The organism is Herbaspirillum sp. GW822-FHT03A08 (assembly GCF_058801885.1).
In genome coordinates this window covers 870788-896512 of sequence record NZ_JBXANR010000001.1, presented here as the reverse complement: position 1 = coordinate 896512, position 25725 = coordinate 870788, and the positions used below count along the sequence as shown (strand labels likewise).

Here is a 25725-nt window from a genome sequence, read left to right as displayed (position 1 = left end):
CGTCGGAAGCAGTGCAGCTTGCGGGACATTGCAAGCTGCGCTTCATCAAAAAGTCAGTTGCGATCTTTGCGACTGCTGCAATTTATCCTGTCGCAGAGAACAGCGCTCGCGCCAGCGGCGCAGATGAGGTACAATTCCTGCCGGCGGGCCCCTGCGCATTGTGGCATGGTCAACCTGGTCAGGTCGGGAACGAAGCAGCCACAGCCATTTCCTGCAAGTGCCGCAGACAAGGCTCGCCTCTTCCTTCGAAGTTTTCTTCAGGAAGCATTCAACAAGTCGTGACGAATTCAATCCGTTACCGACAGTCCGGCTCTACCTTCTCTCAGCTATTTCAGTTCTGCAGGAAATCAATCAGCAATCAGCCTCAGGCCGCTTTGCCGCCGACAGTGAAGCCTATCGTCGTCATGCCGCCTCTGCTTGCTGCGAAGGCGGTGCCGCCATGCATCAGCGCAATCGCCTTGACGATGGCCAGGCCGAGTCCGTGGCCGTGGATGCCGTCGACTTCACGGCGTGCGGTGTCGACGCGATAGAAACGGTCAAACAGGCGCGGCAGATGGCGTTGCTCGATCGGCTCGCCGGGGTTGGAGACGGCGACCTGCACATCCTTGTTCTGCGCATCAATGGATATCTTGATGCGCGCGCCGGTGGGCGAATGCTGGATCGCATTCTGCAATAAATTGGTCAAGGCGCGACGGAACAGCGCTGTTTCTATCATTGACGTTGCGTCGATGTCGCCAGTGACTTCCACGCTCATTTCCATCTCGTCGAGCACGAATTCAAAGAACTCAATGGTCTTTTGCACCTCATCGGCAATTACCGTGTGTACCAGACTGGTAGCGGCTTCACCCTGATCGCAGCGGGCCAGGAACAGCATGTCGTTGATGATCGAGCGCAGCCGGTCCAGCTCTTCCAGGTTTGATTGCAGAACTGTTTCAAACTCGGGTGCGCTGCGTTCGCGCGACAGTGCAACCTGGGTTTCGCCGATCAGATTGGCCAGCGGCGTACGCAACTCGTGCGCAACGTCGGCATTGAAGGCTTCCAGCTGTTTATACGCATTTTCCATGCGGTCCAGCGCGCCGTTGAAAGCTTGCGCCAGGTCCGACAGCTCATCCGGCAGGGCAGAGATGGTCAGGCGCTCGGACAGGTTCTTCGGACTCAGCGTCTGCGCCTTGTCCGACATTTTCTTGAGTGGTTGCAAGCCGGTACGGGCAATCCAGTAACCGAACAGGATTACCAGAAAAACACCGATCAGCGACAAGCCGATCATCGCCGCAACGAAAGTGCGCAGCGTTTCAAAATAAGGTTCCGTATCCACGCCCACCGTGAGACGAATGGCGGGGCGGTCGAGATAGGCAGGCAGGATTTTGGTCAGCGTATGCAGTGGAAATTCTTTACCCTTGATGCGCAGCCTGCCGATATTCTTGGGGTCGTAGTCGAACTCGTGCAACTCGGCCAGATCCTTGCCATAGCTAAAGCGAGGGTCGTCGCTGAACACCCAGAAACGCACCTTGCCATCGGCCGGAGTCAGCGTATCGAGCTTGGCTTGCACGCGCGCCCAGCGGTCGACGGTACCGATGCGCGAGACCATGTATTCGATATCGTTGAAGGTGGTCACCAGGCCGTCGCGCTCATGACGCAGCAGCTCGTTCTTGACCACGGCATACAGCACGCCGCCGATCAGCGAGAAAATGATCAGCGCCGAAGCAGCAAACATCATCACCAGGCGCGTGATAATGGAATGCTTCATCCGTCTTCCTCTTCGTCATTGGCCTCATGTGCATCGTGTGCCGGCACCACCGCGCGCGGCTCAAGCACGTAGCCCATGCCGCGTATCGTATGCAGCAGCTTCTGTCCGAACGGTGCGTCGATCTTGGCGCGCAGGCGCTTGATGGCAACTTCCACCACGTTGGTGTTGCTGTCGAAGTTCATGTCCCACACCAGTTCGGCAATCGCCGTCTTAGACAGAATCTCGCCCTGGCGACGCGCCATGATTGCCAGCAGCGCAAATTCCTTGGCGGTCAGGTCGATGCGGACATTGTTGCGGAATGCCTTGCGGCTCAGCAGATCGATCTGCAGGTCGCCGATACGCAACTGCGCCGGTTCCTGCGAACGCCCGCGCCGCGTCAGCGCCTGCAGGCGCGCCAGCAGTTCGAGGAAGGAGAAGGGTTTGATCAGGTAATCGTCGGCGCCGTCGTGCAAGCCTTTGATGCGGTCTTCCACGCGGTCGCGCGCCGTCAGCATGATCACCGGCGTCTGCTTGACGGTGCGCAGCGAACGCAGCACCGAAAAGCCGTCCAGGCCGGGCAGCATCACATCCAGCACGATCACGTCGTAATCGTGCTGGATCGCCAGATGCTGGCCGTCGATGCCGTTGGCGGCCAGATCCACGGTGCACCCCTGCTCGGTCAGACCCTTGCAGAGGTACTCCGCCATCTTGTGCTCGTCTTCGACAATCAGAACTTTCATTCCTGCTCCTGGTACCGCGGTCATAGGCATGTGACTATTAGTGCGATTCTATTACAGGTGTGGAGCCTTTTTTGGCTGCCTTGCGTGCTGCGCGTGCTTCTTTCTTGTTCATGTACCAGTAGTGCGCGCGATCCAGATACAGATAGATCACCGGCGTCGTGAACAGCGTCAGCGCCTGCGACAGCACCAGGCCGCCGACCATTGCATAACCCAGCGGACGGCGCAGTTCGGAACCGGCGCCATGGCCCAGCATCAGCGGCAGACCGGACAGCAATGCGCACATGGTGGTCATCATGATCGGACGGAAGCGCAGCAAGCATGCCTGATAGATCGCTTCTTCCGGCTTCATGCCATGCTGGCGTTCCGCAGTCAGGGCGAAGTCGATCATCATGATGCCGTTCTTTTTCACGATACCGATCAGCAAGATAATGCCGATGAGGGCAATCACGCTGAGGTCGTAGCCGCCCGCCATCAGAATCAGCAGAGCGCCCACGCCGGCCGACGGCAGCGTCGACAGAATCGTCAGCGGATGGATGTAGCTCTCATACAGCAGACCCAGCACGATATACACAGCAATCAGCGCTGCTGCAATCAGGTAAGGCTGCGACGCCAGCGATTCGCCGAAAGCCTTGGCCGTACCCTGGAAGGCACCGGTCAGGGTGGTCGGCACGCCCATTTCCGCCTGCGCCTGATTGATGGCGTCGACCGCTTCACCCAGCGCTACGCCAGACGCCAGGTTGAAGGAAATCGTCACCGCCGGGAACTGGCTTTGGTGGCTGATCGACAGATACGCGGTCTTGGTCGTGTCGACCTTGATGAAGGTCGACAGCGGCACTTGCTGGCCGGTGATCGGCGAGGTCAGGTACAGCTTGTTGAACAGCGCCGGATCCTTCTGCAGCTCAGGCGTGACTTCCAGCACCACGTGGTAGCTGTTGATCTGCGTGAAGTACTGCGCCACCTGGCGTTGGCCGATCGCGTCGTAGATCGTCGCATCGATCAGCGACGGCGAGATGCCGAAGCTGGACGCGCGTGCACGGTCGATGGTGATGGTCGCCGTCGCCGCATTGTTCTGCTGATCGGACGCGACGTCGGTCAATTGCTTCATCTTGCGCAGGCGATCCACCACCTTCGGCGCCCAGGTGTTGAGCTCGTCCAAATTGGAATCGGTCAGCGTGTACTGATATTGCGTACGCGCCAGACGGCCGCCGACGTTGATGTCCTGGCTGGCCTGCATGAACAGGTTCACGCCCTGGATCTTGGCCACTTGCGGGCGCAGACGCGTGATGATCTCGCTGGCGTCGGCGGTGCGGCCTTCATCCTTCGGTTTCAGCGCAATGAAGAAGTTACCGGTATTGAAGGTCGTCGAACCGGCGCTCATTGCAAAACCGGTCACGTCGGGATCCTTGCGCACCACTTCGGCCACTTGCAGCAGACGGCGCTGCATGGCTTGTGAGGAAATATCCTGTGCCGATTCGGCAAAACCGACGATCACGCCGTTATCCTGTTGCGGGAAAAAACCTTTAGGAATGATCACGAACAGGAAGGCGGTGAACGCCACGGTGCCGATGAAAGTCAGCAGCGTGATGAACTGATGGCGCATCACGACATCGAGACCGCGCTTGTAGCCGTTCAGCAGAATGTCGAAGAAGCGCTCAAACAGCTGATACATCTTGCCATGTTGCTCGGCATGGCTGTTCTTGAGGAAGCGCGAGCACAGCATCGGCGTCAGCGTCAGCGAGATGATCACCGACACGCCGATGGTCAGCGTCACGGTCACGGCGAATTCGCGGAAGAGGCGGCCGACGATGCCGCCCATCAGCAGCAGCGGGATGAACACCGCCACCAGCGACACCGAGATCGAGATGATGGTGAAGCCGATTTCGCTGGAACCCTTCAACGCCGCTTCCATCGGCGACATGCCTTCTTCGACGTAGCGGTAAATATTTTCCAGCATCACGATCGCATCATCGACCACGAAGCCGACCGCAATCGTCAGCGCCATCAGCGACAGATTATCGAGACTGTAACCGACCAGGTACATCACGCCGGCCGTGCCCATCAGTGCCAGCGGCACGGTGATGCTTGGGATCAGCGTCGCCGCAACGTTGCGCAGGAAAACGAAGATCACCATCACCACCAGTGCGATGGTCAGGATCAGCGTGAACTCGACGTCTTGCACCGAAGCGCGGATGGTCTGGGTACGGTCAATCAGCGTGTTGATGTGTACGCTGGCTGGAATCGCAGCGCGCAGGCGCGGCATCGTCGCCTTGATGCGTTCCACGGTTTCGATCACGTTGGCGCCTGGCTGCTTGGTGATGGCCAGCACGATCGAGCGACCGTTGGTGAGCGTGTTGTCCTCCGCTGCTGCCGCGCCGGCAAAGGCCCATGCTGCGATCTTGTTGTTTTCCGGACCGTCGACGGCGGTGCCGATATCGCGCACGCGGATCGGCGCGCCGTTCTTGTAAGCGAGGACCATGTCGTTCCACGGTTCGGCGCTCAGCAACTGATCGTTGGTGTAGACGGTGAAACTCTGATGCGGGCCGTCGACCGTTCCCTTAGGCTGATTGACTGTGGTCGTGGCGATCACGCCGCGCACGTCTTCCAGACTCAGCCCCATCGTCGCCAGCTTGGCCGGATCGACCTGAATGCGTACGGCAGGTTTTTGCTGGCCGTTGACACTGACCAGGCCGACGCCGGAGATCTGCGAGATCTGCTGCGCCAGAATATTGTCGGCGTAATCGTTGACCTGCGTCAGCGGCAGTGCGTCCGATTGCACCGACATGATCATGATCGGCGAATCGGCCGGGTTGACCTTGCGGAAGGTCGGCGGGTTGGGCAAGTTGGCCGGCAACTGGCCGGTCGACGCATTGATCGCGGCCTGCACGTCCAATGCGGCGGCATCGATGTTGCGGTTGAGGTCGAACTGCAGGGTGATCTGGGTGCTGCCCAGCGCACTCTGCGAGGTCATCTGCGTCAGACCTGCAATCAGCGAGAACTGCCGTTCCAGCGGCTGCGCCACGTTGGACGCCATGGTTTCCGGACTGCCGCCCGGCAAGCTGGCGGAGACCTGGATGGTCGGAAAGTCAACCTGCGGCAGCGGCGCCACCGGCAGCAACGGCCAGACGGCGATACCGACCAGCAGGATAGCGATCGCGAGCAGCGTGGTGCCGATCGGACGCTTGATGAAGGTAGCGGAAACACTCACTTTGCGGATCCTTTCGCAGCAGCGGCGTTAGTTTTTCCTTCGACGATGCGGCTACCCGGTTTCAGCTTGTACTGACCGTCAAGCACGACGCGCTGGCCGGACTCCACACCCTTGGTGATGACCGCGATGCCGTCCTGAATGCGCGCCACCACGACCGGCTGGATGGCGGCAGTCTCGTCGGCCTTGACGATGTAGACATAGGTGCCTTCCTGATTACGCTGGATAGCTGCCGCCGGCAGCGTCAGCGCCGTGCCGTGATCGTCCATCTGCAGGTTGACGTTGACGTACTGGCCCGGCCACAGCGTGTGCTGCGGATTGGTGAAGCGCGCTTTCAACTGTACCGTGCCGCTGGTGGTGTCGATCTGGTTGTTCAGCAAAATCAGGTTGCCGGTACCCAGCGGGTCCTTGTTGTTGGTGCGCGCATAGGCGGTTACTTTGAGCGACTTGTGATTGGTCAGCTGGGCGCGGTTGATGGCGGGCACCGCATCTTCCGGCAAAGTGAACTGCACGGTGATCGGATCGATCTGGTTGATCACCACCAGGCCGTTCACATCGGCGGCGTGCACGATATTGCCGGCATCCACCAGACGCGCGCCGACACGGCCGCTGATCGGTGCGTTGATGGTGGTGTAGCTGAGCTGCACCTTGGCATAGTTGATCTGTGCTTCGTCAGTCTTGACGGCGGCTTCCAGCTGCGCGACCAGCGCTTTTTGCGTATCGAGCTGCTGTTGCGTGGCCGCGTCTTGCTGACGCAGTGTGGTGTAGCGTTGCAGGTCGATCCTGGCGTTGGTCAGTTGCGCCTGATCCTTGGCTTGCTGCGCCTGCACCTGCGCCAGCTGGGCTTGCAGCGCGCGTGGATCGATTTGCGCCAGCAACTGGCCGGCCTTGACGTCCTGGCCTTCGGTGAAGGCAACCTTGTCGAGCTGGCCGTCGATGCGCGCCTTGACGGTCACGCTGGCGTTGGCGGTGACGGTGCCGACGCCGGTCAGATACAAAGGCACATCGCGCTCCTCCACTTTTGTGGTGGTCACGGAAATTGCGGGACCTTGCTGTGCCTGCGGATTAGGCGCAGCGACGGCGTCGGTGCGATGCATCAGGGCCCAGGAGCCGCCCCCCACGAGAACGACAACCGCAGCGGAAATCAACAGAGTGGAACGTTTTTGAATGAATGAAGTAGTCATACTTTAACTCGCAAGATTGTTTTTCTTAGTTGGCTTTGGCGGCGGTTGTGTCTGCTGCCGCTGTTGCTGCCTGATTGATTTCACCGACGCGCCAGCCGCCGCCGACCGCCTTGATCAGCGCCACGCTGGCAACCAGCTGGCGGCCGAGCAAGGTCACGGCGGTGCGTTGATTGGTCAGCGATGCGGCCTGGGTCGTGACCACCGACAGATACGTCGTGGTGCCGGCCTGATACTGGCTCAGCGCCAGTCGTTCAGACAGCTGGGCCGCCTTGACCGCCTGGTCTTGTACCGCGCTTTCCTGATCCAGCACGCGCAGAGTCGAGAGGTTGTCTTCCACCTCTTGCAGGCCGCCGAGGACAGTCTGCTTATACGTCGCTACCGAAGCATCGAAAGCAGCTGTCGCCTGATCGTTGCGGGCGCTGCGTGCGCCACCGTCGAACAGCGTTGCCGCCAGCGTGGCGCCCAGCGACCAGACCCGGCTCGGCGTGTCGAACAATTGAGAGAAGGCGACCGCGCTATAACCGCCGGTCGCGCTCAATGTCAGCGTCGGGAAGTAAGCCGCGCGCGCCACGCCGATATTGGCATTGGCGGCGGCGGCCAGACGCTCGGCGTTGGCGATGTCGGGACGGCGTTCCAGCAGATCGGATGGCAAACCGGTCGGGGTCGGCGGCATGCTTGCCTGCAAGGCTGCGCCGTCGGTGGTTACCGGCGCCAGTGTAAATACGGCAGGCGCTTTGCCGACCAGAATGGCGATGGCATGCTCAAGCTGATTGCGCGTCGCGTCGAGGTCGATCAGCTGCGCCTGTGCGGAACGCAATTGCGTTTCCGCCTGCGCCACGTCCGACCGGAGGGCGACGCCGGCTTCATATTGATGCTGGGTCAGTTGCAGCGAGCGGGTGTAGGCGGCTACGGTGCGCGCGTACAGATCTTTTTGCAGATCGGTCACGCGCAACTGCAGGTAATCCTGCGCCAGCGTCGCCTGGATGCTCAGGCGCGCCGCCGCCAGGCTGGCCGCGCTGGCTTCGCTGGTCGCGTCGCCTGCTTCCACCGAGCGCCGCACGCGGCCCCAGATATCGGCTTCCCACGACGCATTCAGACCGACGGCATAGGTGTCCGTCAACCGGCTGCCTGATGTCGCGCTATTGGTCCGCGCACGGCTGGGACCGCCGGAAACACCGACCGTCGGCCACAGGCTGGCGCGCGCGATGGCGGCGGTGGCTTGCGCCTGGCGATATTGCGCTTCGGCAAAGCGGATGTTCTGGTTGGCTTTGTTGGCCTGATCGAGCAGATCGTTCAGCACCGGATCCTTATAGGCTTCCCACCAGCGGTGATTGCTGTCGATCTGGCCGGGTTCGGCGATTTTCCACGGGCCCTGTTCTTTATAGGCAGTGGGCAGATCCATTTGCGGACGAACGTAATCAGGGCCGACGGCACAACCGCCGAGCAAGGCGGCTGCGGCCAGGGTGATTGCGGACAAAGCTAAGGTTGGCTTGAATGCAGAGCTGGGTGGCGATTTGGCGGTCGCTGTCATTGGTAGATTCCGAAACATGGTTGGACGTGCATTTGGCTGACGATCATGGGATCAAAGGGAAATGCCGATGGGTGTAAGGCAGGATACCGGTCGACACCTTTCTACAGCATTACTGTAAGGGAGGGCTGTCAACGGGAGGCTGACGGAAATATGACAATTCTGTCAGTTTCGGGATGGCGGGTATGTTAGAGGCCTGGTTTCTTTTCGGCATTGTTTTTTCTGTGGAAGCTGATGCCGTGTTTTCTTCGATCACGCGTGGTTTGCCGGGCTACCCCCCGGCAGGGTTGATCGAAGAAGGAAAAGACGAGGCTACCTGGAAATAAGGTTGGAACAAAACACAGTCTCACCCCCTACGGCAAATTCTCCCGCAAAATTACACTGATGCGTACCGCCTCCACCCCCGACAACGCCTCCCGCCGCTCCCGCAAATTCCCAAATATCCGCACACAGTTGAGAATCATGTTCTGCGGATGCTGCGTCAAAATCGCGTCCATGGTGCCGTCGATCAGCAGCCCACGCGTGTCAGGCGTCAGTCCATGCCCGATAAAGACAATTTTCTGCTCGCGCCCGCTTTCCTTCAACGCCCGCCCGACGCCATCGGAAGCGCCGCCGATGTTGTACATGCCGGCCAGGTCGGGATGCTGTTCCAGCAGGGTACGTGCCTGCTTGTAATTGGTGTCGGCGTCGTCATGGCCTTCGCGCAGACCGACCACCTGCAGACGCGGGAACATCTCTTCCAGCACATGCAGGAACCCCATCTCGCGCTCTTCATGGCCGCGATAGCTGAGACTGCCGGCGATCATCGCAATCTTCATCGGCGTTTTGGGATTGCCGAGAAAGCGTCCCAGTAAATAACCTGCGGTCCGCCCGGCGGCGCGGTTGTCCATGCCGACGTATGCTGCCCGGCGCGAGTTGGACAGATCGGAGATCAATGTGACGACATGGATGCCTTCGGCGACCAGCGTATTGACCGCCTCGCGCACCAGCGGATGTTCCAGCGCCATGAAGGCGACTCCATCCGCCTGGCGGCCGTAGTGCAGCAGACGCTTGGCCAGCACGCTGGGATTGAAACCCTCGATGTGATGGCATTTGCACTTCACATTGAACGGCGCCAGCTGGTCTTCGGCGAAGGCGATGTAGTCGCCCAGCATCTGCATGAAGCGATTGCTCTGCGGCGGCAGCAAAAACACCAGCCGCATCGGCCGCGGCTGCATCGCTTTGTAAAGATCGGCTTCGGGCAGATAGTCCAGCGCGGCGGCGGCCTTCAGCACTTTTTGCATGGTCGCGGCGCGTACGCCGGGGCGCTGGTTCAGCACGCGGTCGACCGTGGCGGTAGAGACACCGGCGGTGCGTGCGATGTCGGTCACGCGTGCACGGCCGGTGCCTGGATAGTCGGAGAGGTCGTCGGAATCGATGGAGGTCGGCATGGTGTAGTTCAGTTGGTCACATCAAAAACCATCATTAATCAGCTTTGACGAGTACGGCTGTGAGGGAATATTCTCTGCATCAAGCAATCAGGTTAAATCAAATAACATCAAAAATATAGAGGGAGACAGCCTCGCTTTCCAAGGTGTCGGCGCGTGGTGCGGTGACACTGGCGTTGTCTTCCTCCGTCGAGATTCAACATAGATTCAAGACAGATCAATAACAATCCAGGAGATACCGCCATGCACGCAATGACCCGCCGCCGCTTCCTGCAAACCGCCTCCATCGCTTCGGCTGCTGCTGCGACCGGACTGTACGCAGGTCCGGCCAGCGCCGCCGCTGAGTTCACGCTGAAGTACGCCAACAACCTGCCGATGACGCATCCGATGAACGTGCGCGCCAAGGAAATGGCCGCCAAGATCGCCGCCGAATCCAAGGGCCGTGTCGACTTGCAGGTTTATCCCAACGGCCAGCTCGGCACCGATACCGACATGCTGTCGCAGGTGCGCGCCGGCGCCATCGACTTCTTCACCATCTCGCCGGAAGTGCTGGGCACGCTGGTGTCGGCCGGACAGATCAGCGGCGTCGGTTTCGCCTTCAAGGATTACAACCAGGTCTGGGCCGCGATGGACGGCGACCTCGGCGCCTACGTACGCAAGCAGATCGCCGCGACGACCTCGCTGTTCGCCTTCGAGCGCTGCTGGGACAACGGTTATCGCCAGGTCACCACCAGCACGCGTCCGATCATCAAACCGGAAGACTTCAAGGGCATGAAGCTGCGCGTGCCGCCGAGCCCGCTGGCGACCTCGCTGTTCCGCGCGTTCGACGCGGCGCCGACCAGCATCAATTTCGCCGAGGTGTATTCGGCGCTGCAGACCAAGATCGCCGAAGGCCAGGAGAATCCGCTGGCGGTGATTTCCACCGTCAAGTTCTATGAAGTGCAGAAATACTGTTCCATGACTAACCACGTGTGGAGCGGCTTCTGGTTCATGGGCAACAAGAAGTCGTTTGAAAAGATGCCGAAAGATTTGCAGGACATCGTCACGCGCAACATCAACGAAGCCGGCATGAAGCAGCGCGTTGACGTCAAGGCGCTCAACGAATCGCTGGTGGCCGAGATGAAGGGCAAGGGCATGCAGTTCAACGACACCGACAACGAAGCCTTCCGCACCAAGCTGCGCAGCGCCGGCTTCTATACCGAATGGCACAAGAAGTTTGGTCCCGAGGCATGGGCGCTGCTGGAAAAGTACACCGGGAAACTGGCGTAAATGGAAGCTGCAATGAACTACGCTGCACCATTGCCAGGCAACCCGCTGGCGCGTCTGCTGGCGGGCGTCAACCGCGGCGTAATGCACGTTGTCGCCGCCGTTGCCGCAGCACTGGTGGTGGTGGAAACCGCGGTGCTGCTGGCCGGCGTGATCTACCGCTACGCGCTGCACGATCCGCTGATCTGGTCCGATGAGCTGGCCTCGACGCTGTTCATCTGGCTGTCGATGCTGGGCGCGGTGCTGGCGCTGGACCGGGGCGAACACATGCGCCTGACCGCCATCGTCAACCGGCTCTCGGATAAATGGCGTATCTGGCTGGAGACCGTGGCGGCATTGATCGTCTGCATCTTCGTGCTGATGATTATCCATCCGGCTGTCGATCATGCCTCGGAGCAGATGGCGATCACCACGCCTGCATTGGAAATTCCTGACGGCTTGCGTGCTGCGGCCTTGCCGGTCGGCGCGATCCTGATGTTCCTGGCGGCGATTGCGCGCATGGCCAGCCGGTCCAGCATCAAACAGGTGGCTTCTGCGATAGCGGTGGTGGCGGTGATCGGTGCAGTCTTATGGATCAGCAAGCCGGCTTTGCTGGCGATGGGCAACTACAACCTGATCGTGTTCTTCGTGCTGCTGATCGGCGCCTGTGTTGCGGGCGGGATTCCGATTGCGTTTGCCTTCGGGACTGCCACCATGGCCTATCTGACGATCGCCACCGGCGCGCCGATGATGATTGTGGTCAGCCGCATGGACGAGGGCATGTCCAGTCTGATCCTGCTGTCGGTACCATTGTTCGTGCTGCTCGGTTCCTTGCTGGAAATCAGCGGTCTGGCGCGCACCTTGATTGATTTCATGGCGGCCTTGCTGGGCCATGTCCGCGGCGGCCTGCAATACGTGCTGCTGGGTGCGATGTTCCTGGTGTCCGGCATCTCCGGCTCGAAGGCGGCCGACATGGCGGCGATTGCCCCGGCGCTGTTCCCGGAAATGAAGAAGCGCGGCTCCAAGCCGGAAGAACTGGTGGCCTTGCTGTCGTCCTCCGGCGCCATGACCGAAACCATTCCACCGAGTCTGGTGCTCATCACCATCGGCGCGGTATGCAGCGTGTCCATCACGGCCTTGTTCATCGGCGGCCTGATGCCGGCGGTGATTGCGACCATTGCCATCGGCATCATCTGCTGGTTCCGCGCCCGCCGCGAACCGATGCCGGATGTCAAACGCGCCACCATCGGTGTGATCGGCAAGACCTTCATCGCCGCGATTCCTGCACTGGCCTTGCCGATGCTGATCCGCGTGGCGGTGATCGAGGGTGTGGCAACCGCAACCGAAGTGGCGACGATTGGCGTGGCCTACGCCATCATTGTCGGCCTGATCATGCATGCCTTCATGAAGCATCTCGACTTCAAGCGCATCTACCCGATGCTGGTGGAAGCGGCGACTTTGTCGGGCGCGATCCTGCTGATCATCGGCATGGCGACCTCGATGGCGTGGGCGCTGACGCAGTCGGGCTTCTCGGCCAAGCTGGTGGCGCTGATGCAGGGTGTGCCCGGCGGCGGCATGGGCTTCCTGCTGATCACCATCGTCATCTTCATCGTGCTGGGCAGCATCCTGGAAGGCATTCCGGCCATCGTGCTGTTCGGGCCGCTGCTGTTCCCGGTTGCGCGTTCACTCGGCATCCATGACGTGCACTACGCCATGGTGGTGATTCTGGCGATGGGCATCGGCTTGTTCGCACCGCCGTTCGGCGTCGGTTTTTATGCCGCCTGTGCGATCGGCAAGGTGTCGCCGGACAAGGTCTTCAACCGGGTCTGGAGTTATCTGGCGGCGCTGGTGGTGGCCTTGCTGGTGGTGGCTGCGGTGCCTTGGATTTCCATCGGATTTTTGAAATAACACATCGGTATTACAACGAATTTAACGAGACAAAGAGGTGAGCAATGAGCCGTTTTCTGGGTGAGATCAAACAATTGGGCTACGTCGTCGAAGACATTCAGGCCGCAATGAAATACTGGAGCGAAGTGCTCGGCGTCGGCCCGTGGTACTACATGGAGCGCGTGCCGCTGAAAAACTATCGCTACAAGGGCGAGCTGCACGACATCCATTCTTCGGTGGCGCTGGCCAACTCGGGCAACGTGCAGGTCGAGCTGATCCAGCAGCGCAACGACGCGCCATCGATGTATCAGGACTTTCTCAAGGCAGGCCGTACCGGCTTGCAGCATCTGGCCTACTGGACGGAAGATTTCGACAACGACCTCGCGCGCCTGCTGGAGAAAGGCTGGAAGATCGGCATGAGCGGTGAAGTCGGCGAGCGCGGCCGCTTCGTTTATTTCGAGACCGAATACCATCCCGGCACCGTCATCGAACTGTCGGAAATCGCCGGTCCCAAAGGCACGGTGTTCCGCATCATCCGTGAATCGGCCGAGGGCTGGGACGGCAGCGACCCGGTGCGTACGTTTCCTGATCTGAGCAAGATGTGATGGCGGGGATGATGGATAACAATCGTTTTTACGCCGACTACCTGATCGAGACGCCGCTCGACCCGATGCAGGTGGCCGAGGTGATGGCCGGTGAACAATCCTGCGGCACTTTCGTCCGCGTGCAGGGCGAGACCGAACAGCTGCGCGAACGCGCACGCGCGGTGGTGGTGTCGGTGGAAGAAACCGAAAGCGTCGCCGTGCCAAGCTTGCCCAACGCCTGGCAGCAACGCCAGAACATGCACGGCCCATATCGTCGCGCCAAGGTGCGCATCTCTTTCCCGATCGACAATGTCGGCGCCAACCTGCCGACGCTGGCGGCAACCGTCGCCGGCAATCTGTTCGACCTCGGCGAGGTGACGGGTTTGCGCTTGTTGTCGCTGTCGCTGCCGGAAAGCTATCGCAAACAGTTCGACATGCCGCGCCACGGCATCGCCGGTACGCGCAAGCTGGTGGGAGTGCCGCAGGCGCCTTTGCTGGGCACCATCATCAAGCCCAACGTCGGCCTGAGCGCCGCGCAGACCGGCGAGCTGGTCACGCAGTTGTGCGAAGCCGGCGTGGACTTCATCAAGGACGATGAGGTGTGCGCCAATCCGACCCATGCGCCGCTGGAAGAGCGTGTACGCGAAGTCATGAAGCGGGTGCGCGCCTATCAGGACAAATCCGGCCGCCGCGTGATGGTGGCTTTCAACATTACCGACGAACTCGACGCCATGCGCCGCCATGCGGAGCTGGTCGAGCGCGAAGGCGGCAGCTGCATCATGGTCGGGCTCAACTGGTGCGGTTTCTCGGCGCTGCAAAGCTTGCGCCGCAGCAGCGGTCTCGCCATCCACGGCCATCGCAACGGCTTCGGCATGATGTCGCGCCAGCCGGTGCTGGGCATGTCTTTCTCTGCGTATCAAAGCCTCTGGCGTCTGAGCGGCGTCGATCATCTGCATGTGCACGGACTGGACGGCAAGTTTTCCGAATTCAATGATGAGGTGGTGCAGTCGGCACGCGACTGCCTCACGCCGATGAGTCGCGGAGAAAATGGCGATGATGAAGTGATGCCGGTGTTTTCATCGGGGCAATGGGCGGGCACCGTGCCGGCGACCTTCGATGCGGTCAAGAGCACCGACGTCATCTTCCTGTCCGGCGGCGGCATTCTTGCGCATCCGGACGGCGCCGGCGCCGGCGTCGCGAGTCTGAGGCAGGCATGGGAAGCGGCGCGCGACGGTGTCAGTTTGCAGGAGCATGCACGCCACGCGCCGGAATTGCAGCGCGCGCTGGATTTTTTCGGTCCTCGCCTGAAGTGACAATGAAAGTGAAAGCGCTCCAGTGAACGAAACAATCCACCCGCCCAGGATCTGCTTTTACGGCGACGATTTCACCGGCGCGACCGATACGTTGGCGACGGCGACGGAAGCGGGGATGCGCAGCCTGTTGTTTCTGCGCATCCCCGATCAGCAGCAATTACAGGCCGCGGGTGAACTTGACTGCCTCGGCATCGCCGGCGCGGCGCGCTCGATGGCGCCTGCGGCAATGACGGCGGAACTGGAACCGGTGGCGCGCTTCTTCTCCACGCTGCAGGCGCCGGTGACGCACTACAAGATCTGTTCGACCTTCGACAGCGCGCCGCACGTCGCCAACATCGGCGTGGCCTTGTCGGTGTGGCGGCGTCACATCGCCAGCGACTTCGTCCCCATCGTGGGCGGCCAGCCGAATCTGCAGCGCTACTGCATCTTCAGCAACCTGTATGCGGCGGTGAACGCCGGTGGAGAGGTATTCCGCATCGACCGTCATCAGACCATGCGCAATCATCCCGTCACGCCGATGCATGAAGCGAACATGTGCGTGCATTTGCAGGCGCAGCAGATGAAGGTGGCCGCAGTGCATTTCCCGGCTTACGATCATGACGCCGGGCGCTTGAATGCCGAAATTGAAACCCTGCTTGGCGATGCGCCGGATGCGGTGTTGTTCGACGTGACGGACTCGGCCGATTTGCCGGTGATCGGTGCGCAGATCTGGCAACGCGCGCAGCGCCAGCGCTTGCTGGCCATCGGCGCCAGCAGCGTGGTGCAGGCCTTGTGCAGCCATTGGCAAGAAACCGGTGAGCTGGCTCGCAGTCTTGGGTCCGTTTCACATATTGCACCTGCCGACGGTCCGGTATTCGTCCTCGCCGGCAGTCTGTCGCCGGTGACGGCGCAGCAGGTCAGCGCGGCCGTGTCGTTTGAACGCGTCCAGCTGGATGCGCAGCGTCTGGTTGACGGCGACGGCGACTATGTGGCGGCTATGCTCGCGCAGGTTGCCCAACTGTTGCAGGATGGCCGGCATGTACTCGCGTGCACGGCAGACGGCATGCAGATCACCGGCGACCACGTGACGTACCGGCTGGCGCAGGCATGCGGAGATTTTTTGAAACGCCTGCTGCCGTTGACGACAGTGCGCCGCATCGGCGTCGCAGGAGGCGATACATCCAGCCACGCCTTGAAGGCGCTGGATATCTGGGGATTGTCCTATCTGGGAAAGCTGTCGGCAGGCGTAGCGCTATGCCGTGCACATGCAGATGGCGTGCGGGAGAACGGGCTGGAACTGATGCTCAAGGGCGGGCAGATGGGCGGCGAGGATTTGTTCGAGACGCTGGTGCGCGGTACGTCCTGATCATGCCGCTCACTGCGGCCAGGCACGCTGCAAGATAGCCTGTTGCAGCGCTGCCGTGTCCGTCGTGCCTGCGGGCAGCGTGCCATAGACACGGCCGTTGGCGGCGTCGCTGCGGCTGAGCACGAAAGCCTGCGCCATGGCTGACGGTGCATGCTGCAACATCAACGCGCTCTGAACGGTCAGGATCAGTTGCTGCACCAGCCTGCGCGCCAGCATTTCGCGTTGTTCCGGCGGCGTGGTCAGCAACTGCTTGAGCGCATTCAGCGGGGCCTGCAATAGCTCGTGGCCATCGGCGACACGCTGCAATTCTTCCAGCAACAGGACGCAGCCTTCCGGTTCGCGCTCCATGGCGCGCAGCACGTCCAGGCACATGACGTTGCCCGAACCTTCCCAGATCGAATTCACCGGTGCTTCGCGGTACATGCGCGCCATCGGCGCCGTTTCGACGTAGCCGTTGCCGCCCCAGACTTCCATGCATTCGCCGGTAAATTCCAGCGCGCGCTTGCAGATCCAGAACTTGGCCGCCGGCGTGACGATGCGCCGCCATGCGCGTTGCAGCGGATCGCTGGGCGATTCGAAGGCGCGCGCCAGGCGCAGCATCAGCAGCGTCGCCGCCTCGTTTTCCAGTGCCAGATCGGAGAGCACGTTGCGCATCAATGCCTGTTCGGCCAATTGCTTGCCGAAGGCGCTGCGATGGCGCGCGTGATGGATCGCTTGAATCAGCGCATAGCGCATCAGTCCGGCGCTGCCGATGACGCAGTCCAGGCGCGTGTGATTGGCCATTTCGATGATGGTGGGAATACCGCGTCCTTCATCGCCGACCATGACGCCATAGGCGTCGTCGAACTCCACTTCACTGCTGGAATTGGAGCGGTTGCCGAGCTTGTCCTTGAGGCGCTGCATCAGCACGCCGTTCTTTTGTCCATCGGGACGCCAGCGCGGCACGAAGAAACACGACAGACCGTTGCCGGTGCGCGCCAGCACCATGTGCGCATCGCACATCGGCGCCGAGAAAAACCATTTGTGGCCGATCAGCGTGTATGCCGCGCCGCGTCCGCTGCCATTGAGCGGGCGCGCAGCGGTGGTGTTACTGCGCACGTCGGAGCCGCCTTGCTTCTCGGTCATGCCCATTCCGATCAGCATCGAGCGCTTTTGCTCCAGCGGCAGGTCGCGCGGATCGTGTTCGCGCGAAAACAATTTGTCGCGCACCATCGGAAACAGCGCCTCTTCGCTGCGCAGCACCGGCAGCGAAGCAAAGGTCATGGTGGTCGGGCAGAGCGATCCTGCTTCCACCTGTGCATGCAGGAAGTAGCCCGCAGCGCGCGCTACATGCGCACCCGGCATGCCCTCGTAGGCAGGCATCCACGGCAGCGCGTGCAGGGCTTCGCGGCGCAGCAGCGCCAGCAGCGCATGCCAGCTGGGGTGGAAGTCGATGCGGTCGACGCGGTTGCCGAAGCGGTCGTGGGTTTGCAGTTCGGGAGTGTGGCGATTGGCCAGTTCGGCCAGTTGCAGCACATCGGCGCTGCCGAGTTCGGCGCCGTAGTTGGATAGCGTCGCGGCGTGCCAGCCGGCCTGTTCACGCTGCACGCCTTCGCTCAGGGTCAGATCGGTGCTGTACAGATTGACATCTTTCAGCTCGGGAACCTGGTTGGTGACTTCGTGCGTTTTCATTGCAGCTCCTCAGGATGGGCGGGCAGCCAACGGCGCGGACAGTGTACGGCATTCCCCGCAGGGAAAACTGCATTAGGTGAATTTGCTATAACTATATAAGTATCTTGTCGCTAGGGGCGTCCGGCACATGACAAAGACTCATATTAAAATGAGGCTTCTGAAAGGATTCCTCCGACCATGCCTTACCTGACCATCGAAGATACCATCGGCAATACGCCCTTGATTCAATTGCAACGCATCGGCGGCGAAGAAGTCGCGCGACGCAACAACATCATCCTCGGCAAGATGGAGGGCAACAACCCCGCCGGGTCGGTCAAGGACCGCGCCGCGCTGTCGATGATCCGCCGCGCCGAAGAACGCGGCCAGATCAAGCCGGGCGATACGCTGATCGAAGCCACCAGCGGCAACACCGGCATCGCACTGGCCATGGTCGCGGCAATGCGCGGCTACAAGATGGTCTTGCTGATGCCGGAAAACCTCAGCGAAGAACGCCGTCAAAGCATGGCCGCTTATGGCGCCAAGATCGTGCTCACGCCCAAGAGCGGCGGCATGGAATACGCGCGCGACCTGGCTGAACAGATGCAGAAAGAAGGCCAGGGCCTGATCCTCGACCAGTTCGCCAACGCCGACAATCCGCAGGCGCACTATGAAACCACCGGTCCCGAGCTGTGGCGCGACACCGAAGGCCGCATCACCCATTTCGTCAGCGCCATGGGCACCACCGGCACCATCATGGGCGTGTCGCGTTACCTGAAAGAACAGAATCCGGAGATCCAGATCATCGGCGCCCAGCCGGAAGAAGGTTCGTCGATCCCGGGCATTCGCAAGTGGCCGGAAGCGTATTTGCCGAAGATCTATGAAAAACCGCGTGTCGATCAGCTGGAATACGTGAGCCAGGCCGCAGCCGAAAACATGGCGCGCAAGCTGGCGATGGTCGAAGGCTTGTTCTGCGGCATCTCCGCAGCGGGCGCATGTGAAGTCGCGTTGCGCATCGCGCAGCAGGTGGAAAATGCAACGATCGTGTTCGTCGTCTGCGATCGCGGCGACCGCTATCTCTCGACGGGCGTGTTCCCGGCGTAAGCGCAGGGGAAAGCTTAAGTTGTCAATGAGGGATGAAAGTGGTGAACGGATGTTCGTGTGTTCGCCACAATAAAAAACGGAGCCTGAGGCTCCGTTTTCTTATTCGATACCCGGTGTCGCAGGCGAACCTGGCTTCGGCTTGAACTGCTTGTCGCTGATGCGGAATTTTTCGCGGCGATCGCCCATCAGTTCGCGCAGTTCGCGGATCGACAGTTCGCTGACTTCATGCATGCGAATCAGCAGCGACGCGCCTACCGGCAGGCGACGGTGACGGATCTTGCTGATCACCGGCGGAGCCACTTCCAGCGCGCGGGAGAGGGCGGCATCGTTCTTCAGATGCAGCTTCTCGATCAATGCGTCGAGCAGGTGGTTAGGATCATAGTTGACTTGATCCGAGAGAGAAGTATCGTTGGTGCCATTAGGTGTAGTCATGATCGGACGTTCCATTATGCAGATGTTTATAAGGGCCTTGTTTGTGCAAGTGCTATTAGTTCTTGGTAAAACTGCAAAACGTGGTTAACCAGTTTCCATTAAAGGTGCCATTCTTTTCCCACTGCAACATACACAACTCGAACCAAGGCCATCGGGATCAGTCGGTCTGACTTGCCAGCCTTCACTATTCGTTTCTTTGTTTCACACTTGGGTACTGGCAAAACGTCAATGTTGACGGCAGTACATCCAGTGAGAAAAGTCTATTACAAAATAGTTGCGAAAAATCACCTTGAATTTGTAACAGATATTAACAGGATTTTTTCTACATTTGGTGTTGTTTCTTTGATACGACAAAAGACAGCTGATTCCAGCCGTTTAAGCCGAGATCTCGCATGGTGGCGATGTTTCGCTCAAAAATGGCGCTTGCTTCGGGGAAAGCCTGGACCGCTTTATCGATGCTGCTTTCTCGCAACAGGTGCAAAACAGGGTAGGGAGAACGGTTGGTGAAGTTGTCGATATCGTCCGGCAGGGCGTCGGCGAATTGATAGCCGGGATGGAAACTGGCGATTTGCAGCTCGCCTTCCAGACCGGCATCTTCCAGTACCTGGTCGGCAACATCGAGGAAGCTGTTGTAGTCCAGAAAGTCTTGCAAGACCCGCGGATGGATCAGCACGGTGGTGTCGATCAGCTCCGGGTCGCTGTCTTGCAGATGCTGCAACTCGCGCGACAACTCTTCTGCGAGATCGGCTTCGGTTTCGGCGCGGCTGACGACGTAGCGGATCTGGTTCTTGACGTAAACCGATTTTGCAAAAGGACAAAGGTTGAGGCCGATCACGGCCTCGCTGATCCAGGCTTGCGTGAGCGCAATGACGTCGTCGTCGGAGGGAAACGGTGCGGTATTCATGGCGGCATTGTCTCATGACGTCTCAAGGGCAAACAGTAAGCAGAGCGAGGGAAACAGCGGAAACCGCCTGAAATCGGCTATGCTTCACATCCTCGTTTTCAATCTACGCACAAAATAAGACCTCCATGGCGCTCAAAGCAACCATCTTCAAAGCCGATCTGCAGATCTCCGACATGGACCGGCACTACTATCAGAACCACGCGCTGACCATCGCCCGCCATCCGTCGGAAACCGACGAGCGCATGATGATCCGCGTGCTGGCCTTCGCGCTCAACGCCAGTGAATCGCTGACCTTCGGCAAAGGCTTGTCGGATGTGGAAGAGCCGGACATCTTGCAAAAGGACCTGACCGGCGCCATCGATCTGTGGATCGAAGTCGGCCAGCCTGACGACAAACGCATCCTCAAGGCCTGCGGCCGTGCCGCACGCGTGATCGTCTACAGCTACAGCAGCGTCAGCAATATCTGGTGGAACCAGACCGGCAGCCGCGTCGAGCGCGCCAAGAACCTGACCGTCGTCAACATTGCCTCCGAAACCAGCCAGGCGCTGGAAAAGCTGGCGCAGCGAAATATGCAGCTGCAATGCACGATTCAGGACGGCCAGATCTGGCTGGGCAGTAATGAGGACATGGTGCAGATCGACCCGCAGGTGATCAAGCCGTAATCGCTTGCAGCGCCGTCAGCAGGCACCGGCAAACAGATAGCGCACCGACGGCAGCGTATCGAGTGATTTGAGGCGGGACAGCAACTGTGCGGCATCGCAGCCGCCACTCTGGGTTCCAGCTGCGACGCATTTCATGAACTTGTCCTCGATTTCTTCCTGACGCATCGGGCATTGCGCCGCACCGCGCGCATACGCCTGGAATCCTTCCACCCAATCACGGCCCGCGGCCTTGACCTGCACGTTGGCGCCTTCGGGCGCCGCTTCGCAGGCGCCGGCCAGACTCCAGCGCGGTCCGACGGTCATTTTGACGCGCGTCATCAGTGCAATGACGCGCGGGTCCTGCAGGACCGCGCCGTCCAGATGCGCCAGCGCCACGGTCCCATATAGCAGTGACACCGCCACGGCGAAGGGCATGCTGAACTGCGCTTCCTGCCGCGTCGCGGGTTTGTTGTAAATCAGATTGGCAAAAACAATTTGCGGCACGTCGCAGACGATTTCTTCAATGTCGTCCACATGAATGCCATGCCGGGTGACGATGCTCATGGCGGCATCGACGGCGGCATGCGAAGACAGACAGAGCGGAATGCGCTTGAGATCGACGCCGGGCGACTGCATGAACCACTGTGAACCGAGCTGCGCAATCATGGCAACGTTGAATTCGCCGTGATTGAACAAGCCGGTGAATCCGTTCCAATGTTCGAATGCATCATGCGGACCGCTGGCGCCTTGCGCCGCCAATAGCGCCGCGACCACGCCGGCTTCTGCTGCGCGGCCCGCCATCAGGGGCTTGGCGTCGGTGCCGAAGCAGGCTTTTAGTCCGCCCGTGCCGGCCACTGCCAGTCCCAATGCCGAGGCGGTCTGTTTGCGGTCCAGCTTGAGCAACCAGGCTGCCGCCGCGCAGGCGCCGACCGGGCCGAGCACGCCGGTAGTCCACCAGCCATGATCGTAAAGAATGCTGTTGGTGGCGGCGCCGACGGCGTATTCACATTCGGAACCGACGATGAACGCCGTCAGCAGATCGCTGCCGGAGGTATTGCGTTTTTGCGCGACTGCGAGGGCGGCAGGTGCAATTACCGCAGAACCATGGACGAAACCGGCATAGCAATTGTCGTCAAAGTCCAGTGCATGTGCCGATGCGCCATTGACGAACGCTGCCGCAGGCGCAGAAAACAATTGCGGACTGCCGACGATGGCGGCATCGCCGCGCGAACCGGCATCCGCGGCGATGGCGCGCGCGGTGCGGGCCACGGCTGTCGCCGCGCCGGCGAAAGCCACGCCGATGGCGTCGAGCAGGCAATTGGTGGCGATGGTGCGGACCGGGACAGGAATGTCGCTGTGCTGCAGGCCGCAGATCCAGTCGGCCAGGCGTTCAATGGCGGTAGGGTGAGTCATGGCGTGACGCTGTGTCGTGGAGGAGAAAATCGGCGAAAGCAGAGGAAGGCGCAGAGGTATGGCCTGCCTGATGCGATGCTGTCGCCGGAGCTGGTCCGGGGCAACACCGCATCAGGCAATGACGACGCAGGGGAACTGCGTCGCAGGCATGCTCCCGGCTTAATCCGGATTAAGCCTGATTATTCCGGCAGCGGACCTGCAGGTGCGCCCAGCCACTTCTTCGACATCTCGTCGATGGCGCCGCTGCTCTTGGCTTCGCGGATGATTTCGTTGAGCTTGGCGACCAGCTGCGGTTCACCCTTTTGCACGCCGATGTAGCACGGCGCGTTGGACAGGATGACTTTCAGGTCCATGCTTACCGACGGATCCTTGGTCTTGATCGTGGCCGCCACTGCGGTACCTGTCGCAAACATCTGCGCCTGGCCGGCGAGGAAAGCCGAGACCGTGCCGTTGTTGTCCTCGAAGCGCTTGATCACGGCGCCCGGCGCCAGACGCGACAGTTCTTCATCCTGCATCGAGCCGCGTGTCACGGCGATGACTTTGCCGGTGAGTTCACCATAGCTCTTGGCGATGATTTCCTGCTTGCCGAAGACCGCGTCGAAGAACGGTGCGTAGGCAATGCTGTAGTCGATGACTTTTTCGCGCTCAGGCGTTTTGCCGAGCGAGGAAATGGTCAGGTCGGATTTCTTGGTCTGCAGATAAGCGACGCGATTCGGGCCGGTGACGGGGATCAGTTCCAGTCTGACGCCAAGCTTCCTGGCGACCAGTGCCGCCATGTCGATGTCGTAACCGCGCGGCGTCATGTCGGTACCGACCGAGCCGTAAGGTGGATAGTCGGTCGGTACGGCTACGCGAATCACCTTGCGTGCAAGGATGGTGCTGAGGGCGTCCTCCGCCATGGCATTGCCGGAGACAGCGGCGGCAATCGAGACGGCAATCAGGCTAAGCAGGAGAGAGCGGCGTTTCATTTCGATATCCTTTCAGTGATATGCGTGGTGCACAAGTAAGTAATGAGGTGCGTCATGAAGTGCGGGTAGTGCTGAAGCGAATTCTTTGGTTTCGTTCTTGAACATCAGGTGTCGTTTTTGCGCATACGGGCTTTAGGTAATTCGCTATCTTCCGCGCCCCACCATTCGCCCATGCTCCACAGATTCCTTTCCGTCTCGGAGACTGAGGCCTTGACGTCGACCCTGGAGGTCGCCGCCATCAGCGCAACCAGGATTTCACTGACGAGAAAGGCGGGGACCAAGGTGTCGAAGAAGGAGGCGTTCTGTTTGCCGACCAGGATGGTCTCGGCCGCCATGCGCGCAATCGGCGAGCTGTCGCTGTCGGTGATGGCGATCAGCTTGACGCCGGCCTTGGCCAGATGCCCGGCAATCGACACCGCGCGGCGCGAGTAAGGCGCGATGCAGCAGACGAACAAGGCATCCTTGGAACCGGCCTGATGCATGATTTTCATCATGCCGCTTTCGCCGGCGCCGTCGATGAGCGTGATGTTCCTGGCGAAGTATTCCGAGACGTGAGAAAACTGAAACGCCACCGGAAACGACGAGCGCAATCCCAGGCAATAGATCGTGCGCGATGCCGAGAGGATTTTCACGGCACGCACGATGGCGGCCAGGGTGTCGGCGCTGCACAGCGCCTGGATATGTGCGATGGCGTTGTTGGCGACGTCCAGCGCGAGTGCGGTTTCGCCGATCTTCTGATTCAACTCCACCAGGCCGTGGGCGCGCTGGCTGTACTCGTTGCTGCGTGTGCGCAGATTGTTCTTGAACACTTCGCGGATGTCGTCGTAACCCTCCATGCCCAGAAATTTGGCGAGGCGCGTCATGGTCGACGGTGGAATGCCGGCCAGTCGCGCCTGCTCACGCATGGACATCACAGCCACTTCATGCGGATGATCAAGGACGAAGCTGGCAGCCAGACGCACTTGCCGCGGCAGGCTGTCGAAGCATTGCTTGATGTGCAGCACCAGCGCTTGCTGAGACCGCAGGGATTCAGACGGTTTCTGTGACTCTGGCGATGCTGATGTGGCTTGATTCACGTTGATGCTCCGCAATCGGGATATGCAGGGCATCAAGCAACATATGTGCCAATATTTTTTGTAAATGATTCAAATGAATCATTTTTGTGGCGCATTTCAGCGTTCAGGAAAATTGCTGCGCAGGAGAGTTTTGATTTTGATGATTCAAAAACAGATGGCTGCGTGAATCAAATTGTCCGCTGCAGGAGCTGCGCATTCCGTGACATGCATCGCCGATGCGCCACGATGGACATGGCGGCGCTGCAACATGGTGAGCTTAGTTTGAATTAGTTGCCCGGATGCAGTTCTCTGAGGATGTCGAGGAAGAGGTCGGCGCGATACGTCGATGGGCGAGACGATTCGGTGACGGCGCAAATCGGATGATGATAGGACGGACTGCCGCTTCTCACCTTGAGCGCATAGCGTTTGCCGAGCAGTTGTACATAGTGCACCGGCAGGATGCCGAGATAGCTGCCGGTTGCAACCAGCAAGCCGATAGCTTCCAGGCCGCCGGCATCCGGTCCGCGCGCGTAGCCTTCGGTCGCCAGCGCCTGGTCGACATAAGGATGTTGTCTGTATACCAGCGGCAGATCGTCGGCGCCGCGCTTCGGTTTTTTTGCCGCGCTATAGACGCGATGAGTTTCCGAGAACAGCGGCAGGTAGTTGAATTCCCCCTCGCGCGGATACTTGCCACGGATCGCAATGTCGACACGATGTTCGCGCAAAGCCTGGTTGAGATCGGGGAAGGTCATGACACTGATTTCCGGCCGCACGTTAGGTGCGCGCTCGCGCAGGATGGCCAGCGCCTCCGGGATCTTGCAATCGGGGTGCGTCAGCGTGTGTTCGACGATGCCGATCGACAGCGAGCCGGACAACACGCCATGCACGGCGTCGATCTCGGAACGGATCCGTTCCAGCGAACGCAAGGCATCCGACGCCAGCTTGAGCGCCACTTCACCCTCGGGCGTCAGCTTGAAACCGGCCGGGCCGCGCTCGCACAGGCGCACGCCGAGACGTTCTTCCACTTCGCGCACGTGGCGGCTGATGGACGCCTTGGACATGTGCAGACGCTTCTCCGCAGCGGCGAAGCCACCGGCCTGAGCTGCATTGCAAAACACGCGCAGAGAGCGCAGGTCGCGTTCGTCGAAGTCCAGATGGATCATGGTTGCCTGCCGGGAAGGTGACTAAATAAGTAGAGAGAGCAAAAAATGAAAGGTATTGAATTTCAAGACTATACCTGCAAAACAATCATTTTTTATTATCTGCATTGCTTGCTAGAGTCAAACGCACTCGGCTGTGTCGACACATGCGCTGGCGTTGATCTTGCATGGACATTGGTTGATTTTTCTCTCGCTTTTATATTCCGTCTACATTCCGCCC

At 60.2% G+C, this 25725-nt stretch carries 22 protein-coding genes and 1 other RNA gene; 10 read left to right on the top strand and 13 right to left on the bottom strand.

The features are described from left to right. The first annotated feature begins 142 nt into the window (after positions 1-142). An RNA gene (ffs, locus tag AC1RN6_RS04130) (signal recognition particle sRNA small type) lies at positions 143-241 on the top strand. A 123-nt stretch (positions 242-364) separates the two neighbouring features. Here the strand turns inward: ffs and AC1RN6_RS04125 are convergent. From AC1RN6_RS04125 to AC1RN6_RS04105, 5 genes are read right to left on the bottom strand one after another with little or no spacing between them, the layout of a single operon-like run. After that, on the bottom strand, positions 365-1747 hold the full coding sequence (locus AC1RN6_RS04125; RefSeq protein WP_493003237.1) for a heavy metal sensor histidine kinase: 1383 nt from the start codon (positions 1745-1747) through the stop codon (positions 365-367). Beyond that, complete coding sequence (locus AC1RN6_RS04120) at positions 1744-2466, bottom strand: heavy metal response regulator transcription factor (protein ID WP_493003235.1); 723 nt, start codon at positions 2464-2466, stop codon at positions 1744-1746. The genes AC1RN6_RS04125 and AC1RN6_RS04120 overlap by 4 nt, the downstream gene beginning before the upstream one ends. A gap of 37 nt (positions 2467-2503) precedes the next feature. Next, entirely contained in the window at positions 2504-5671 is a 3168-nt protein-coding gene (locus AC1RN6_RS04115; protein ID WP_493003233.1) for an efflux RND transporter permease subunit, read from the bottom strand. Further along, on the bottom strand, positions 5668-6852 hold the full coding sequence (locus AC1RN6_RS04110; protein WP_493003231.1) for an efflux RND transporter periplasmic adaptor subunit: 1185 nt from the start codon (positions 6850-6852) through the stop codon (positions 5668-5670). The genes AC1RN6_RS04115 and AC1RN6_RS04110 overlap by 4 nt, the downstream gene beginning before the upstream one ends. 25 nt (positions 6853-6877) lie before the next feature. Beyond that, the gene (locus AC1RN6_RS04105) at positions 6878-8383 is read right to left on the bottom strand and encodes an efflux transporter outer membrane subunit (RefSeq protein ID WP_493003230.1); all 1506 of its coding nucleotides are present in this window, start codon (positions 8381-8383) and stop codon (positions 6878-6880) included. A 182-nt stretch (positions 8384-8565) separates the two neighbouring features. Between AC1RN6_RS04105 and AC1RN6_RS04100 the strand changes: the two genes are divergently transcribed. Continuing rightward, positions 8566-8706, top strand: a complete 141-nt coding sequence (locus AC1RN6_RS04100) for a hypothetical protein (protein ID WP_493003228.1) — start codon at positions 8566-8568, stop codon at positions 8704-8706. A gap of 27 nt (positions 8707-8733) precedes the next feature. Here the strand turns inward: AC1RN6_RS04100 and AC1RN6_RS04095 are convergent, their stop codons facing one another. Further along, the gene (locus AC1RN6_RS04095; protein WP_493003227.1) at positions 8734-9810 is read right to left on the bottom strand and encodes a LacI family DNA-binding transcriptional regulator; all 1077 of its coding nucleotides are present in this window, start codon (positions 9808-9810) and stop codon (positions 8734-8736) included. A 240-nt stretch (positions 9811-10050) separates the two neighbouring features. On the opposite strand from AC1RN6_RS04095, the gene AC1RN6_RS04090 reads away from it, so the two are divergent. Genes AC1RN6_RS04090 through AC1RN6_RS04070 form a run of 5 tightly spaced genes read left to right on the top strand, consistent with a single transcriptional unit; the run spans position 10051 to position 16181 of the window. Continuing rightward, positions 10051-11076 carry a TRAP transporter substrate-binding protein gene (locus tag AC1RN6_RS04090; protein ID WP_493003226.1) on the top strand — a complete coding sequence of 342 codons (1026 nt, stop codon included), beginning with the start codon at positions 10051-10053 and terminating at the stop codon, positions 11074-11076. 12 nt (positions 11077-11088) lie between these two features. Next, complete coding sequence (locus AC1RN6_RS04085; RefSeq protein WP_493003224.1) at positions 11089-12960, top strand: TRAP transporter large permease; 1872 nt, start codon at positions 11089-11091, stop codon at positions 12958-12960. Between the two features lie 44 nt (positions 12961-13004). Further along, the gene (locus AC1RN6_RS04080) at positions 13005-13544 is read left to right on the top strand and encodes a VOC family protein (RefSeq protein ID WP_493003222.1); all 540 of its coding nucleotides are present in this window, start codon (positions 13005-13007) and stop codon (positions 13542-13544) included. 11 nt (positions 13545-13555) lie between these two features. After that, positions 13556-14836 carry a ribulose-bisphosphate carboxylase large subunit family protein gene (locus AC1RN6_RS04075; protein ID WP_493003512.1) on the top strand — a complete coding sequence of 427 codons (1281 nt, stop codon included), beginning with the start codon at positions 13556-13558 and terminating at the stop codon, positions 14834-14836. Positions 14837-14858: 22 nt separating this feature from the next. Continuing rightward, the gene (locus tag AC1RN6_RS04070) at positions 14859-16181 is read left to right on the top strand and encodes a four-carbon acid sugar kinase family protein (protein WP_493003221.1); all 1323 of its coding nucleotides are present in this window, start codon (positions 14859-14861) and stop codon (positions 16179-16181) included. A gap of 9 nt (positions 16182-16190) precedes the next feature. Here AC1RN6_RS04070 and AC1RN6_RS04065 read toward each other — a convergent pair whose 3' ends face one another. Next, on the bottom strand, positions 16191-17852 hold the full coding sequence (locus AC1RN6_RS04065; RefSeq protein WP_493003219.1) for an isovaleryl-CoA dehydrogenase: 1662 nt from the start codon (positions 17850-17852) through the stop codon (positions 16191-16193). Between the two features lie 177 nt (positions 17853-18029). Here AC1RN6_RS04065 and cysM point away from each other — a divergent pair, with 177 nt between their 5' ends. Then, positions 18030-18932 (top strand): cysteine synthase CysM, encoded by a 903-nt coding sequence (gene cysM / locus AC1RN6_RS04060; RefSeq protein WP_493003217.1) that lies wholly within the window; start codon positions 18030-18032, stop codon positions 18930-18932. Between the two features lie 99 nt (positions 18933-19031). On the opposite strand, the gene AC1RN6_RS04055 is transcribed toward cysM, so the two are convergent. Together AC1RN6_RS04055 and AC1RN6_RS04050 are read right to left on the bottom strand one after the other, a co-directional pair. Further along, complete coding sequence (locus AC1RN6_RS04055) at positions 19032-19364, bottom strand: hypothetical protein (protein ID WP_493003215.1); 333 nt, start codon at positions 19362-19364, stop codon at positions 19032-19034. A 322-nt stretch (positions 19365-19686) separates the two neighbouring features. Continuing rightward, on the bottom strand, positions 19687-20268 hold the full coding sequence (locus AC1RN6_RS04050) for a DUF1415 domain-containing protein (protein WP_493003213.1): 582 nt from the start codon (positions 20266-20268) through the stop codon (positions 19687-19689). Between the two features lie 125 nt (positions 20269-20393). Between AC1RN6_RS04050 and AC1RN6_RS04045 the strand changes: the two genes are divergently transcribed. Next, positions 20394-20930: a YaeQ family protein gene (locus tag AC1RN6_RS04045; RefSeq protein ID WP_493003212.1), complete on the top strand. Its 537-nt coding sequence runs from the start codon at positions 20394-20396 to the stop codon at positions 20928-20930. Positions 20931-20945: 15 nt separating this feature from the next. Here the strand turns inward: AC1RN6_RS04045 and AC1RN6_RS04040 are convergent, their stop codons facing one another. From AC1RN6_RS04040 to AC1RN6_RS04030, 3 genes are all read right to left on the bottom strand, one after another. Then, a complete protein-coding gene (locus AC1RN6_RS04040) occupies positions 20946-22322 on the bottom strand; it encodes an MmgE/PrpD family protein (protein WP_493003211.1) in 1377 nt (458 codons plus the stop codon). 179 nt (positions 22323-22501) lie between these two features. After that, complete coding sequence (locus AC1RN6_RS04035) at positions 22502-23290, bottom strand: transporter substrate-binding domain-containing protein (protein ID WP_493003209.1); 789 nt, start codon at positions 23288-23290, stop codon at positions 22502-22504. A 104-nt stretch (positions 23291-23394) separates the two neighbouring features. Continuing rightward, positions 23395-24366 (bottom strand): MurR/RpiR family transcriptional regulator, encoded by a 972-nt coding sequence (locus AC1RN6_RS04030; protein WP_493003207.1) that lies wholly within the window; start codon positions 24364-24366, stop codon positions 23395-23397. Between AC1RN6_RS04030 and AC1RN6_RS04025 the strand changes: the two genes are divergently transcribed. Continuing rightward, positions 24358-24636: a hypothetical protein gene (locus tag AC1RN6_RS04025; protein WP_493003205.1), complete on the top strand. Its 279-nt coding sequence runs from the start codon at positions 24358-24360 to the stop codon at positions 24634-24636. The genes AC1RN6_RS04030 and AC1RN6_RS04025 overlap by 9 nt on opposite strands. Here the strand turns inward: AC1RN6_RS04025 and AC1RN6_RS04020 are convergent. Further along, positions 24633-25508 (bottom strand): LysR family transcriptional regulator, encoded by an 876-nt coding sequence (locus AC1RN6_RS04020; RefSeq protein WP_493003203.1) that lies wholly within the window; start codon positions 25506-25508, stop codon positions 24633-24635. The two genes, AC1RN6_RS04025 and AC1RN6_RS04020, sit on opposite strands and share 4 nt — an antisense overlap. Positions 25509-25725 lie beyond the last annotated feature (217 nt).